At 58.3% G+C, this 14346-nt stretch carries 14 protein-coding genes; 7 read left to right on the forward strand and 7 right to left on the reverse strand.

The genetic code is table 11. The features are described 5' to 3' along the window. Window positions 1-48 precede the first annotated feature (48 nt). Window positions 49-789: an osmolarity response regulator transcription factor OmpR gene (gene ompR / locus ACZ9BE_RS25725; protein ID WP_016772186.1), complete on the forward strand. Its 741-nt coding sequence runs from the start codon at window positions 49-51 to the stop codon at window positions 787-789. A 114-nt stretch (window positions 790-903) separates the two neighbouring features. After that, window positions 904-2217 (forward strand): ATP-binding protein, encoded by a 1314-nt coding sequence (locus ACZ9BE_RS25730; RefSeq protein WP_016770645.1) that lies wholly within the window; start codon window positions 904-906, stop codon window positions 2215-2217. Between the two features lie 129 nt (window positions 2218-2346). Here ACZ9BE_RS25730 and rimK read toward each other — a convergent pair whose 3' ends face one another. The 3 genes from rimK to rimA are packed head-to-tail and all read right to left on the reverse strand — an operon-like array spanning window position 2347 to window position 4524. Then, complete coding sequence (rimK, locus tag ACZ9BE_RS25735) at window positions 2347-3252, reverse strand: 30S ribosomal protein S6--L-glutamate ligase (protein WP_024011184.1); 906 nt, start codon at window positions 3250-3252, stop codon at window positions 2347-2349. Then, window positions 3249-3728, reverse strand: a complete 480-nt coding sequence (rimB, locus tag ACZ9BE_RS25740) for a retropepsin-like aspartic endopeptidase RimB (protein WP_016772184.1) — start codon at window positions 3726-3728, stop codon at window positions 3249-3251. The genes rimK and rimB overlap by 4 nt, the downstream gene beginning before the upstream one ends. Window positions 3729-3744: 16 nt before the next feature. Continuing rightward, window positions 3745-4524 (reverse strand): S6 modification regulatory phosphodiesterase RimA, encoded by a 780-nt coding sequence (gene rimA / locus ACZ9BE_RS25745; RefSeq protein ID WP_095181098.1) that lies wholly within the window; start codon window positions 4522-4524, stop codon window positions 3745-3747. Window positions 4525-4640: 116 nt separating this feature from the next. On the opposite strand from rimA, the gene ACZ9BE_RS25750 reads away from it, so the two are divergent. Then, window positions 4641-5048 (forward strand): RNA-binding S4 domain-containing protein, encoded by a 408-nt coding sequence (locus ACZ9BE_RS25750; protein ID WP_016772182.1) that lies wholly within the window; start codon window positions 4641-4643, stop codon window positions 5046-5048. A gap of 97 nt (window positions 5049-5145) precedes the next feature. Here ACZ9BE_RS25750 and ACZ9BE_RS25755 read toward each other — a convergent pair whose 3' ends face one another. Then, window positions 5146-5946 (reverse strand): phosphatase PAP2 family protein, encoded by an 801-nt coding sequence (locus ACZ9BE_RS25755; protein ID WP_460142588.1) that lies wholly within the window; start codon window positions 5944-5946, stop codon window positions 5146-5148. A gap of 107 nt (window positions 5947-6053) precedes the next feature. On the opposite strand from ACZ9BE_RS25755, the gene hslO reads away from it, so the two are divergent. Further along, window positions 6054-6956, forward strand: coding sequence for an Hsp33 family molecular chaperone HslO (gene hslO, locus ACZ9BE_RS25760; RefSeq protein WP_476250080.1), 903 nt, complete (start codon window positions 6054-6056; stop codon window positions 6954-6956). Between the two features lie 181 nt (window positions 6957-7137). Continuing rightward, window positions 7138-8679 carry a phosphoenolpyruvate carboxykinase gene (locus ACZ9BE_RS25765; protein ID WP_016772179.1) on the forward strand — a complete coding sequence of 514 codons (1542 nt, stop codon included), beginning with the start codon at window positions 7138-7140 and terminating at the stop codon, window positions 8677-8679. A 107-nt stretch (window positions 8680-8786) separates the two neighbouring features. Here the strand turns inward: ACZ9BE_RS25765 and nadS are convergent, their stop codons facing one another. The 3 genes from nadS to ACZ9BE_RS25780 form a co-directional block, all read right to left on the reverse strand. After that, the gene (nadS, locus tag ACZ9BE_RS25770) at window positions 8787-9074 is read right to left on the reverse strand and encodes a NadS family protein (protein WP_016772178.1); all 288 of its coding nucleotides are present in this window, start codon (window positions 9072-9074) and stop codon (window positions 8787-8789) included. 2 nt (window positions 9075-9076) lie between these two features. After that, complete coding sequence (locus ACZ9BE_RS25775; RefSeq protein ID WP_476250081.1) at window positions 9077-9376, reverse strand: type II toxin-antitoxin system RelE/ParE family toxin; 300 nt, start codon at window positions 9374-9376, stop codon at window positions 9077-9079. Between the two features lie 110 nt (window positions 9377-9486). Continuing rightward, on the reverse strand, window positions 9487-10629 hold the full coding sequence (locus tag ACZ9BE_RS25780) for a lipase family protein (RefSeq protein WP_476250082.1): 1143 nt from the start codon (window positions 10627-10629) through the stop codon (window positions 9487-9489). Between the two features lie 273 nt (window positions 10630-10902). Here ACZ9BE_RS25780 and ACZ9BE_RS25785 point away from each other — a divergent pair, with 273 nt between their 5' ends. Then, window positions 10903-12831, forward strand: coding sequence for a RecQ family ATP-dependent DNA helicase (locus ACZ9BE_RS25785; protein WP_476250083.1), 1929 nt, complete (start codon window positions 10903-10905; stop codon window positions 12829-12831). 213 nt (window positions 12832-13044) lie between these two features. Then, entirely contained in the window at window positions 13045-14271 is a 1227-nt protein-coding gene (locus ACZ9BE_RS25790; RefSeq protein WP_323620161.1) for a 3-hydroxyacyl-CoA dehydrogenase, read from the forward strand. Window positions 14272-14346 lie beyond the last annotated feature (75 nt).

Below are 14346 nucleotides of genomic sequence, written 5' to 3' on the forward strand. Positions count from 1 at the left end.
ATAACGGCAGCTACGCCATAATGCGCGCCGAGCTAAAAGGAGCATCCAATGAGCAGCACTGCACAAACGGCTGAAGGCGAAAAAATTCTTATCGTTGATGACGATCCGGGGCTGAGCAGCCTGCTGGAGCGTTTCTTCGTCAGCAAGGGCTACCGTGCCCGTACCGTTCCGAACACTGAGCAGATGGACCGTCTGCTGGCGCGTGAAGTGTTCAATCTGGTCGTTCTCGACCTGATGCTGCCGGGCGAAGACGGCCTGACCGCGTGCCGCCGCCTGCGCAGCGCGAACAACCAGATTCCGATCATCATGCTCACCGCCAAGGGCGATGAGCTGAGCCGTATCAAGGGCCTTGAACTGGGCGCCGACGATTACCTGGCCAAGCCGTTCAACCCGGACGAGCTGATGGCTCGGGTCAAAGCGGTATTGCGCCGTCAGGCCGCACCGGTGCCGGGCGCGCCGGGCAGTGAAGACGAAAACGTCACCTTCGGTGATTACGTGTTGTCGCTGGCGACCCGCGAGCTCAAGCGTGGCGATGAAGTGCACATGCTCACCACCGGTGAGTTCGCGGTACTCAAGGCGCTGGTGATGAACGCCCGTCAGCCGCTGACCCGCGACAAGCTGATGAACCTCGCCCGTGGCCGTGAATGGGATGCGCTGGAGCGTTCCATCGACGTGCAGATCTCGCGTCTGCGCCGCATGATCGAACCCGATCCGTCGAAACCGCGCTACATCCAGACTGTCTGGGGCGTGGGTTACGTGTTCGTACCGGATGGCACCGCCACCAAGTGATCGGTGATTTGTAGGAGCGGGTCTGCAAGGCTCTGGTCGCACGGCCATTGCCACAGACTCGCAATCCGCAATATGCGAGCATTGCTCGCTCCTGCAAGTGTGTAGCGGTTAAAGATGAAAACCCCCGTCTGGTTCCCCCAAAGTTTTTTCTCCCGCACCCTCTGGCTGGTGCTGATCGTCGTGCTGTTTTCCAAGGCGCTGACCCTGGTTTATCTGTTGATGAACGAGGACGTGCTGGTGGATCGCCAATACAGCCATGGCGTCGCTCTGACGCTGCGCGCCTATTGGGCCGCCGACGAAGAGAACCGCGCAAAAATTGCCGATGCCGCGACCCTGATTCGTGTGGTCGGCGCCGGTGTGCCGGAAGGCGAACAGCACTGGCCGTACAGCGAAATCTACCAACGTCAGATGCAGGCGGAACTGGGTGCCGACACCGAGGTGCGTTTGCGCATGCACTCGCCGCCGGCATTGTGGGTGAGGGCACCGAGCCTGGGCGATGGCTGGCTGAAAGTGCCGTTGTATCCGCACCCGCTGCGCGGCCAGAAGATCTGGAACGTGCTCGGCTGGTTCCTCGCCATCGGCCTGCTTTCTACGGCGTCGGCATGGATTTTCGTCAGCCAGCTCAACCAGCCGTTGAAGCGCCTGGTGTATGCCGCGCGGCAACTCGGCCAGGGCCGCAGCGTACGTCTGCCGATCAGTGATACGCCGAGCGAAATGACCGAGGTTTATCGCGCCTTCAACCAGATGGCCGAGGACGTCGAACAGGCCGGACGTGAGCGGGAGCTGATGCTGGCGGGGGTTTCCCACGACTTGCGCACACCGCTGACGCGCTTGCGCCTGTCGCTGGAACTGATGGGCGATCACACCGACCTCACCGACGACATGGTCCGCGACATCGAGGACATGGACGCGATTCTCGACCAGTTCCTCGCGTTCATTCGCGACGGTCGTGACGAGTCGGTGGAAGAGGTCGACCTCAGCGATCTGGTGCGCGAAGTCGCCGCGCCATACAACCAGAACGAAGAGAAAGTGCGCCTGCGCCTGGAACCGATCCAGCCGTTTCCGCTGCGTCGGGTGTCGATGAAACGCCTGCTCAACAACCTGATCGGCAATGCCTTGAACCATGCCGGTACCGGCGTTGAAGTAGCGGCGTATGTATCGGGAGATACCAGCGCGCCGTATGTGGTGCTGAGTGTGATGGACCGTGGCGCGGGAATTGATCCGTCCGAGCTTGAAGCGATCTTCAACCCGTTTACCCGAGGTGATCGGGCTCGCGGTGGCAAAGGCACCGGGCTGGGGCTGGCGATCGTGAAAAGGATTGCGGCGATGCATGGCGGCAATGTCGAATTGCGCAACCGGTCCGGGGGTGGACTGGAGGCGCGGGTGAGATTGCCGTTGGGGTTGATGTTGCCGCGTGATGCTGTTTAAGCGCTGAGATCTTCAAGAGGGCGGATGGCCCCTTCGCGAGCAGGCTCGCTCCCACATTTTGGAATGCGATCAACTGTGGGAGCGAGCCTGCTCGCGAAGGCGGCTTTCCAGCCGCCGAATATCTCTGGGTTAACCTTTGCCCTTGGTGCGAGTCATATTCGGCCCGCCATTCTTTTCCAGATGCTCGATGATGATTCCGGCGACATTCTTGCCAGTGGTGGTCTCGATGCCTTCCAGTCCCGGCGACGAATTCACTTCCATCACCAGCGGACCGTGATTGGAGCGCAGGATATCCACACCCGCCACCGCCAGGCCCATGACCTTGGCAGCGCGTAACGCGGTCATGCGTTCTTCCGGGGTGATCTTGATCAGGCTGGCGCTGCCACCGCGATGCAGGTTGGAGCGAAACTCGCCCGGTTTGGCCTGGCGCTTCATTGCGGCGATCACCTTGTCGCCGACCACGAAGCAGCGGATATCCGCGCCGCCGGCTTCCTTGATGTATTCCTGGACCATGATGTTCTGCTTCAGGCCCATGAACGCCTCGATCACCGATTCTGCCGCCGTGGCTGTTTCGCACAGCACCACGCCGATGCCCTGGGTGCCTTCCAGTACCTTGATCACCAGCGGTGCACCGTTGACCATGGCGATCAGGTCGGGAATATCGTCCGGCGAGTGGGCAAAACCGGTGACCGGCAAACCGATTCCGCGCCGCGACAGCAGTTGCAGCGAACGCAATTTGTCCCGCGAACGGGCAATGGCCACAGACTCGTTGAGCGGGAACACGCCCATCATTTCGAACTGACGCAACACCGCGCAGCCGTAGAACGTCACCGATGCGCCGATCCGCGGGATCACCGCGTCAAAACCTTCCAGCGGTTTGCCGCGGTAATGGATCTGCGGCTTGTGGCTGGCAATGTTCATGTAGGCGCGCAAGGTGTCGATCACTACCATTTCATGCCCGCGCTCGATTCCGGCTTCGACCAGACGGCGGGTGGAATACAGACGCGGATTACGCGACAGCACAGCGATCTTCATGCAACACCTGTGGAGGAGGTAGATACCGGGAACACCGGCTTGTCTTGTACATATTTGATGCCCGGATTGACCACCAACTGGCCATCGATCAGGGCTTTGGAACCGAGCAGCAGGCGATAGCGCATGGACTTGCGGCAGGCCAGAGTGAACTCCACCGGCCAGACCCGATCACCCAGGGCCAGCGTGGTGCTGATCACATAGCGCACCTGGGCATGGCCGTTGGAGCTCTTGATGGTTTTGCGCGTGACCAGCGGCGCTTCGCAGCGCCGGTGACGCAACTGCACCACCGTGCCGAGATGCGCAGTGAAGCGCACCCATTTCTCGCCGTCGCGTTCGAACGGCTCGATGTCGGTGGCGTGCAGGCTGGAGGTGCTGGCGCCGGTGTCGATTTTTGCGCGCAGGCCCGCAACTCCCAAACCCGGGAGCGCCACCCACTCGCGCAGACCGACAACGGTCAAATGATCAAATGTCTTCAAAGAAAAAAACCAAGGGTTAACGCTTCCAGGCCCCGTCCGGCACCTGGGCCAACGCTTTGAACGCAGGTCTGGCGAACCAGTAGCCCTGCATCAGGAATATTCCACAGTCCGCGAGGAAATCCCGTTCCCCGGCGCTTTCTATGCCTTCGGCAATGACTGTAACGTCCAACTCCGCACACATTGTGACAATCCCCCGAACGATCACCTGACGGACACGATCCTGGTCAATATCGCGGATCAGCGCCATGTCGAGTTTGATCAGGTCTGGTTGGAAATCGGCCAGCAGATTGAGCCCCGAATAGCCGGCACCGAAATCGTCGATGGCGGTCTTGAAGCCGAATTCGCGGTATTCACGCAGAATATTGGTCAAATGGCGATAATTATCTACGTGCTCGATTTCCAGAGTTTCGAAAATCAGTCGGTCGATCGGAAAGTTGTGTTTGCGTGCGGCCTCCAGTGTGCTGCGAATGCATAGCTCTGGACGGTAGACGGCGTTGGGCAAAAAGTTGATCGACAAGTGTGTCTGCATATTTAGGCTCGCCGCACCTTCGATGGCGCGGGTCCGGCAGAGCTGGTCGAAACGGTAGCGGTTGTCTTCTGTAACCTGATTTAACACCGACAGTGCACCTTCCCCTGACACGCCTCGGACCAGCGCTTCGTGGGCAAATACCGATTGATCGCGCAGGTCGACAATCGGCTGGTAGGCGAAGGCAAAATCGAAATCCAGCGGTTCGCTTTGCTGGCAGCCCTGGCAACCGCCCCTAGGTGAGGTCAACGAAGTTGGAAATTTAGTCACGCGGTCACTCCAGGCCGGTCGGGCGGCGAAGATCACAGTCAATCTGGAGGGCCGAGTTCTTGCGCCCGACAGAAACGGTAGTACAGTTCCGACTACTGGCTGAGCGAGGAATTCATATGGGACAGAAGCAGGAGGAGGACGACAAGGTCCGTCTCGATAAGTGGTTATGGGCGGCGCGTTTCTACAAGACGCGTGCTCTGGCCAAAGCAGCAATCGAAAGCGGCAAGGTGCATTGTCGTGGCGAGCGCTGCAAGCCGGGCAAGGAGCCGCGCATTGGTGATGAGTTCGAGATTCGCACCGGCTTCGAAGTGCGCACGGTGAGGGTCGAGGCATTGTCGATCGTGCGTCGTGGCGCACCCGAGGCGCAAACCTTGTACGCGGAGACCGAAGCGAGTGTCGCCAAGCGTGAAGCGGCTGCGGCGATGCGCAAGGCGGGCTCGTTGGGCGTGAGCACCGATGGCAAGCCGAGCAAGAAGCAGCGGCGGGATCTGTTCAAGTTTCGCGGTAGCAGCAACGAAGATTGAAACGTTGTGCCGGCCTCTTCGCGAGCAGGCTCGCTCCCACATTCGATCGAGTCGTCTGTGGCAGCGAGCCTGCTCGCGAATCGAGTACGACGCGGTATCAGGCGCTACGCACCACACTCATCCGCGACACCATCGGCAGCTTGCCCAGCAACGCGAAAATCGGCGCGGTCAGCTTCAACCAGAGGTTCGACGCGTGATAGGCAAACGGCGTGTAGTAACCCCAGCCCAACGCCCACACCGCCAGCAGCAAGCCGCCGATGTAGTCGTCCTGACCCCAATGCGCGCCGGCCACCAGACGCGGCAGCATGAACAACACTGCCAGACCCCATACTGTTAGAAATTGTCCGACGGTGCGGCTGAACACGCCCATGAACAATGCCCAGATCAACAGCACTGAGGCATGATCACCGGGGAAACTCTGGCCGGAACGGTCCTTCAGCTCCCAGGTTTTTTCCAGGTGCGGAAAGTAATCGCTGATGTGCACGGCGCCCTCAAGCACCATTGACGGGCTGCTGTGCTGCCAGCCCATGTGATCGGCGAATTTGGAAAACAGCGCGCGGATCACCACCATCAGCAGCAGGATCGAGAAAAAACCGAAGAACGCGCGACGCACGTCGATCGCCCTGATAACCCAATCGCCCTTGATCAGCAGCGTCAGCAGAATCAGTCCGACGACGATGTCGAACGGGCGCAGACTTGCAATTGCCCAGATGTGGAGCCATATCGGGTTGCTGGCCAGCGGCGCATTCAACGAGCGGAACAGCCACTCGTCGAAAATCACACACAGCATCTGACCGGTAGGCCATAACCAGAAAGCCAGTAGCGCCAGCGGCACTACGTTACACAGAACCAGCCGGCCGAGGTTCCACCTTGATTGGAACAAACCCGGATTGTTCATAAAATGCCTCCCATGGCGAAAAAGCGCCGGCACCAAAAAAAGTGCCAGCAAGCGCAAATTTTCACGTTTTGTAACCATTTTGTCATCACATTCAGATACCCAGACCTATGACCGATCTAGCGGATACCGATTTCACTCAACGCTTCATCTTCGATGACAGCGACACTCGCGGCGAACTGGTAGCGCTGGAGCGCAGCTACGCCGAAGTCCTCGCCAAACACCCGTACCCGGAGCCGGTCGCGCAGTTGCTCGGCGAACTGATGGCGGCCGCGTCGTTACTGGTCGGCACGCTCAAGTTCGATGGCTTGCTGATTTTGCAGGCGCGCTCGGAAGGGCCGATTCCGCTGCTGATGATCGAGTGTTCCAGCGAGCGCGAAATCCGTGGCCTGGCGCGTTACGACGCCGAGCAGATCGCGGTTGACGCAACCCTTGCCGACTTGATGCCGAACGGCGTTCTGGCCCTGACCGTCGACCCGACTGTCGGCCAGCGCTATCAGGGCATTGTTGATCTTGACGGCGAGACACTGTCGGACTGTTTCACCAACTATTTCGTCATGTCGCAGCAGGTCGGCACCCGCTTCAAGCTCTTCGCCGACGGTCGTCGTGCCCGTGGCATGTTGCTGCAACAACTCCCCGCCGATCGCTTGAAAGACGGAGAGGACCGCGCCGCCAGCTGGCAGCATCTCACCGCGTTGGCCAGCACTCTGAGCGCCGATGAATTGCTCAGTCTCGACAACGAAACCGTGCTGCATCGCCTGTACCACGAAGAGCAGGTACGTCTGTTTGATGTGCAGCATCTGCGCTTCAGTTGCAGCTGCTCGCGGGAACGCTCCGGCAATGCGCTGGTCAGTCTTGGGCTGGAAGATGCGCTGGCGCTGGCCGCCGAGCAGGGCGGCAAAGTCGAGATCGATTGCCAGTTCTGCAATCAGCAGTACCTGTTTGACGCAGCCGATATTGCTCAATTGTTCGCTGGCGCGGGCGTCGATACGCCGTCAGATACCCGTCACTAAAACGGTTCAGCGCAGGTAAATTCACTGCGGAATGACGGAATATCGCCGTTACGACGGGAGGACCCTACTCTTTTTGGGCTTTTCTGGCATAATCCGGCCCACTTTTTTCGCGGTAGTAGTGCACGACTTTCTACTACAAAACGTTTGGAGCACACTCGGCCACTGGCCGACGGGGAACCTCATGACGCAAGCCAATAACGCCGTGTACACCGATCTGAGTGTTGATGATCTGGTAAAAGAAGCCCTGAATCGCGGTGAAGGCGAGCTTGCCGATACCGGCGCTCTGGTTGTTCGCACCGGTCACCGCACCGGCCGCTCGCCAGTCGACCGTTTCATCGTTGAAGAGCCTTCCACCCAGGCCGCTATCGCCTGGGGCCCGATCAACCGCAAGTTCCCGGCCGACAAGTTCGATGCCCTGTGGGCTCGCGTCGAGGCCTTCAACAACGCGCAAGAGCACTTCGTTTCCCACGTGCATGTAGGCGCGGCGGAAGATCACTACCTGGCCGTGAAAATGACCACACAGACTGCCTGGCAGAACCTGTTCGGTCGTTGCCTGTTCATCAACCCGGCCCAGTACAACCCGGCTGGCCGTGAAGAATGGCAAGTGCTCAACGTTGCCAACTTCGAGTGTGTGCCTGAGCGTGACGGCACCAACTCCGACGGTTGCGTGATCATCAACTTCGCGCAGAAGAAAGTGCTGATCGCTGGCATGCGTTACGCCGGCGAGATGAAGAAAGCCATGTTCTCGGTGCAGAACTTCCTGCTGCCGGCCGCTGACGTGCTGCCAATGCACTGCGCTGCCAACATCGGCGAAGACGGTGACGTGACCCTGTTCTTCGGTCTGTCGGGCACCGGTAAAACCACCCTGTCGGCCGACGAAAGCCGTTACCTGATCGGTGACGACGAACACGGCTGGGGCGAAGGCGTGGTGTTCAACATCGAAGGCGGTTGCTATGCCAAGTGCATCGACCTCTCCGAGAAGAACGAGCCGGTTATCTGGAAAGCCATCAAGCACGGCGCGGTGCTGGAAAACGTCGTCATCGACGACGCCAAGCACGCCGACTATGCCGATGTCAGCCTGACCCAGAACAGCCGCGCCGCCTACCCGCTGGAGCACGTTGCCAAGCGTTCCGAGAAGAACCTGGGTGGCGAGCCAAACGCGGTGATCTTCCTGACCTGCGACCTGACCGGCGTGCTGCCGCCAGTGTCGATCCTCAACGAAGAGCAAGCGGCCTACCACTTCCTGTCCGGCTACACCGCACTGGTGGGTTCGACTGAAATGGGTTCGGGCAGCGGCATCAAGTCGACCTTCTCCACCTGCTTCGGCGCACCGTTCTTCCCGCGTCCGGCGGGTGAATACGCCGAACTGCTGATCAAGCGCATCCGCGGCTTCGGCTCCAAGGTCTACCTGGTCAACACCGGCTGGACCGGCGGCGGCTACGGCGTCGGCCAACGCTTCAACATCCCGACCACCCGCGCGGTGATCGCAGCGATCCAGAGCGGCGCTCTGATCGGTGCTGCCACCGAGCACCTGGACACCATCAACCTCGACGTGCCACTGGCCGTTCCGGGCGTCGACACCAACCTGCTCAACCCACGCAACACCTGGGCTGACAAGGCTGCGTACGACGAGGCAGCGAAAGCATTGGCCGGTCTGTTCATCGAGAACTTCAAGAAGTTCGAAGTGAGCGACGCGATCAAGGCGGCTGGGCCGAAGTTGTAAGTAGTAGTTTGCAGTGAATAAAAAACCGCCCTTTGGGGCGGTTTTTTATTTCTGATCTGAAATGTAGCTTGGTTGGACTCAAAGACTTGGCTTGCCCTGGCTATCTGTCAATCAGCCAGGGCACTCAGCACATGGACAGGATCGTTATGAATGGCCTTGAGTAGTGCTTTGGCCGGCCCTGTCGGCTGACGACGACCTTGCTCCCAATTACGTAACGTTCCCAACTGGACATCGATCAAGGCTGCGAACTTTGCCTGCGTCATTCCCGTCGCTTTGCGAATCTGTTTAACCTGTAATGCATCCACATAGAATTCGCGGGACGGCTTTTTTTCACCCCGAAGAATCTCATCCATTTCCTGCACGCTTTCCATCAGCTCATCAAAAAACTTGCTCATGGTTACCTCCAGTTTCCAATCATGGCCTTCAGTGCTTTCCGTTCGTCTTGGGTAAGATCCTGCTGCTCGTTTTTTGGGTAAATCATCAACAACGCGATCTGTGATGCTGAAACGAAGTGGTAGTAGATAACCCGTGCGCCACCCCGTTTGCCATGGCCTTTGGAGGCGACTCGTGTTTTACGCACCCCGCCGGTTCCTTCGATTACATCGCCAATAGACGGATTTGCGACCAACTGCTTTTGAAAGGTGGCGTAGGCATCGTCGTCCAGTAACTCTCTTACTCGCTGCGAAAGCAGCGACATCCACGACTATAGGTACCCACCACCCGCTCGCGATAGCCGACAAGACATCGCGTGAAGTAGGAATGGGACGAACAATTCGCCAGACGTTGCTACCGATTATTAAACGCTTTTCAACGCAAATGTTGGTAGCCAGAAATATCCAGCAGGCTTGTGGTCAGTCCTGTTGCCGGCCGGTAGATCGTGCCTTTGACTGCCGAAAACGGCACGCCTTTGCTGCCCAGCGAGACATAGCGCTCGCCTTTGTCCTGTTCGGTGAAATAGGTGTAGGACTGGCTGTGCATCTTCTTGTAGCGGGCTTCGTCGCTGACGATGGTGCCGGTGAAGCGCAGTAGGTCGGCATCGCTCAGGTTGAGCGTTTTGCTCAGTGGCACGCCCCAACGCTTGAGGCAGGTTTCCGCCAGATGGCGAACGATGCGGCCGGGCTCGATCAGCGCATTGAGGTCGCTGCTGTTGGTGGGATCGCCGCCGAGGGCCGTGGCGTTGCCGGCGAGGGTGGCGTGGCGACCGGCCATTGGATAGATCGAGGTTTTGGTGCCGGTAGCGGTTTGCGGGATCACGCAGCTGAAGCCTTTTGAGCGCTCGTCGCGGGCATAGAAGGCGATGTATTCCTTGACGTTGGATTGAAGTTTGACGCGGTTTTCCTGGAAGTTGCCGATGCCCGGGACTGGATCAATCGCAAATATATTCACCGGAATATGTTTGAGTGCAGCGTCCTGGAACATCGCATTGGCGAGCATGTGGCAACTGATACCGCCACGGCTCCAGCCGACCAGATTGACTCGCGCGGGAGTAACGCCGTTCTTGCGGAAAGTCTTGATGATTTGTTCCTGTAGTTTCTGTTGCGTGATACTGCGATCGCCATAGTTATACTGGCGCCAGAACCAGGAGCCTTCCACTTTTACATCTTCAATAGGAATGCCTGCGGCTTTCAGACGGTTATATTCTAACTCGGTCAGTTGTTTACGCTGCCAGTCGCATTTGCCTTTGATAATGTTCACAGCGTGTTGCACGTTTTCATCCCAGCCTTTGCCGAACAGGGTGCCGGAAAGGCCGTATTCAGAGGTCTTGGTGAACAGGTCGTCGGCTTGCAGATTGCCGCTGCCAGGGCCATCGACGACGATCCACTCGGCAAATTCGCGTCCGCTGTGGTGTGCAGCGAGCGTAGAAACGATTTCGCCGTCCCAGAAGCTTTTATGTTTGTCATCAAATTTGTTGGAGCCGGTGCCGCAGAAAAATATTGTTAAAGTTGTCATTTCGTTGCTCTTGCATATGTATAAGAGCAGCCAAGTTAGTTTTAGGTGGTGTAAAAAATAAAGGGCGCTGTTGTATCTGTGTTTGTAATGTGAAGTTTGTTATATATATGTAGCTGAGCTTTTCGAAAGTATGTCGAGGCGCTTCGATTGTTAAACGCTTGGTTTTCGCTTCCCATGTATCATTCAGTATCGATTCAACCCCGACCTTTTCTCGACTCGCTGCAATCGCCCGCTAGGCTTTGGGCATGGCAGCAGTCAAAGGAGTGACAGCAAATGCACCACACCCTGGAACAGGTTTTTGGTTATCCACAGCTTCGCCCCGGTCAGGAGGCCGCTGTCAGCGCGGTGCTGGCGGGGCGATCCGCGGCGGCGATCTTTCCCACCGGCTCCGGCAAATCGCTTTGCTACCAACTGCCGGCGCTTTTACTGCCACACCTGACATTGGTGGTTTCGCCGTTGCTGGCGTTGATGCAGGATCAACTGGCGTTTCTCAAGTCCCGCGGCATCTCGGCAGGCAGTATCGATTCGGCGCAGAGCCGCGAGGATGCCAACGACGTCATGGCCCGTGCGCGTTCGGGCGAGCTGAAGATTCTGATGATCTCCGTCGAGCGGTTGAAGAACGAGCGCTTCCGCAATTTCCTGCAGCAGGTGCCGATCTCGTTGCTGGTGGTCGACGAGGCGCACTGCATTTCCGAATGGGGCCACAACTTTCGGCCGGACTATCTGAAACTGCCCGACTACCAGCGTCAGTTCAACATTCCGCAGGCTTTGCTGCTCACCGCCACGGCGACACCAAAAGTCATCGCCGACATGCAGGCCAAATTCGCCATCGCTCCGGACGATGTAGTGACCACTGGTTTCTATCGGCCCAACCTCAATTTGCTGGTCGAGCCTGTACGCGGTCAGGACAAACGCCGGCGTCTGGTCGAATGGATGACCGAGCGTCCCGGGCAACCGAGCATTGTCTACGTGACGTTGCAGAAGACCGCCGAGCACATCGCCGAGCATCTTCAACGCAACGGAATTCAGGCCGAGGCATACCACGCAGGTTTGCCCCACGATCAGCGTGAAGACATTCAACGTCGCTTTATGGCCGGGCAGTCCAATTGCATTGTCGCCACCATTGCCTTCGGCATGGGCATCGACAAGAGCGACATCCGTAACGTCGTGCATTTCGATCTGCCCAAATCCATCGAAAACTACAGCCAGGAAATCGGCCGCGCCGGGCGTGACGGGCAGCCCTCCGACTGCCTGGTACTGGCCAACCGCGACAGCCTCAATGTGCTGGAAAACTTCGTCTACGGTGATACGCCCGAACGCGACGGGATTCATTATGTGCTCGAAGAGCTCAAAGCCTCAGTGCCGGACGGACAATGGGAGTTTTTGCTTGGGCCATTGGCGGATCAGAGCAACATTCGCTCGTTGCCGTTGAAGACTTTGCTGGTGCAGCTGGAACTGCGAGGCCTGATCGCGCCGCGCTACGCTTATTACGCTGAATACCGCTTCAAATATCTGCTTGAGCCTGAAGCATTGCTCCAGCGCTTCGAAGGCGAGCGCAGGGATTTCGTTGCGGCGATCATCAGGACGTCCACGCGAGCACGCACCTGGGCCACAGTAGATTTCGAGGCGATGTTTTCGCAGTATTCCGCCGAGCGCAATCGCGTAGTGACAGCGCTTGATTACTTCCAGGAAAAAGGCTGGGTCGAGCTTGAAAGCAAGCAAATGACCGAGGTTTACAGCCTGCTGCAAAGTGATTTTGCCAGCGACGCCCTGAGCGCTGAGCTGCACGAGTACTTCACTCGTCACGAAGAGACTGAAGTGGCGCGAATTCACGCCATGCTTGAGGTGTTCGCCACCGAACGCTGCCTGGGTTATCGCCTGGCCGAGTATTTCGGTGATCACAATGCCCCCGAGCGTTGTGGCCATTGTTCGGTATGTCACGGCCAGATCGCGCGGTTGCCGGAGCCGCCGCCATTGCCGCCGCTTGTGGATAAAAACTTCGCGCAGTTGTGTGGTGAATTTATCCACAGGCATGAGCAGCAAACAGGGCGTATTCCATCGGCCGAACGTCTGACGCGGTTCCTGTGCGGAATCAGCGTGCCGTTGTTCACCAAACTGAAGGCGCGGGCGATACCGGGTTTTGCTGCGTTGGAAGAATACCCCTACGCGCAGGTCCGCGAGTGGGCGCAAGAGCACCTTTGACCCCTGTAGGAGCTGCCGAAGGCTGCGATCTTTTGATGTTGATTTTTTCAAGATCAAAAGATCGCAGCCTTCGGCAGCTCCTACTTCAAGTGTCATCAAGGCAGAGCCTCCATCCATCCGCTGAATGTCGATCATCACGGTAATAAACTTCAAAAACCGCCGTTGCCTGACTAAGGTTGGAATCTGTCTTCGGGCCACCCACAAGAGAACAACATGAGCCAGACATCCTTCGAAATCCAGCAAGCTGCGGTGATCGGTGCGGGCACCATGGGCCGTGGCATCGTCATGTGCCTGGCCAATGCCGGCGTGAGCGTGCAGTGGGTGGACAACAATCCACAGATGCTTGAGCAGGCGCTGACGACGGTCGCGCAAACTTATGCACACAACGTGCGTCAGGGCCGCATCGATCAGGCCGAAGCGGATGCGCGAATGGCTCGCGTATCAGTAGCGGCGGATTACGCATCGATTCGCAATGTCGATCTGGTGATCGAAGCGGTGTACGAAAACCTTGAACTGAAGCAGAAGATCTTTCGCGAGCTGGATGGCTTGCTCAAGCCCGAGGCTTTGCTGGCGAGCAACACCTCGGCGCTGGACATCGACGCCATCGCGGCTGCGACCCGGCGCCCGGAACAGGTGCTGGGTCTGCATTTCTTCAGCCCCGCGCACATCATGAAATTGCTGGAAATCGTGCGCGGTGCGCAGACCTCGCCAGCGGCACTCGAGGCAGCGTTGTCGCTTGGCAAGCGCATGGGCAAGGTCAGTGTGGTGTCGGGCAACTGCCACGGTTTTATCGGCAACCGCATGCTGCATCCGTATGTACTGGAAGCGCGCAAGATGCTTCTCGAAGGCGCTTATCCACAGCAGGTGGATACCGCGCTGCAAGGCTTCGGCTTCGCCATGGGGCCGTTTCGCATGTACGACGTGGTTGGCATCGATCTGGAATGGCGTGCTCGGGAGCTAGCTGGCAAGGGGCAGGATGCGCCCGAAGTTCAGGTGGATAACCGCCTGTGTGAGATGGGCCGGTTCGGGCAAAAGTCCGGTAACGGTTATTACCATTATGAGCCGGGCAGTCGCCAGGCCGAGCATGATCCCGAGGTCGATGCATTGGTACTGCGGGTCAGCGAAGATCTGGGTTTCCAGCGTCGCGACATCGGTCCCGAAGAAATCGTTGAGCGCTGTTTGCTGGCTCTGGTCAACGAAGGCGCGAAGATTTTGCAGGAAGGCATTGCCGGCTCGGCCCATGACATCGATCTGGTGTACTTGAACGGCTATGGTTTTCCAGCGGATAAGGGTGGGCCGATGGCGTGGGCGGATCGGCAGGGGCTAGCGGATATTCATCAGCGCTTGCTGGCGCTGGAGACACGCCAGGGCGATCAGTGGAAGCCGGCGCGGTTGATTGGCGAACTGGCGGCGCAGGGGAAGGGGTTTGCTGATCGCTGACACCAGTCGGCTGTGCTGACGCCTTCGCGAGCAGGCTCGCTCCCACAGGTAAAGTGTTCGTCATCACGATCAAAT

This window comes from Pseudomonas sp. TE9122, assembly GCF_056278925.1.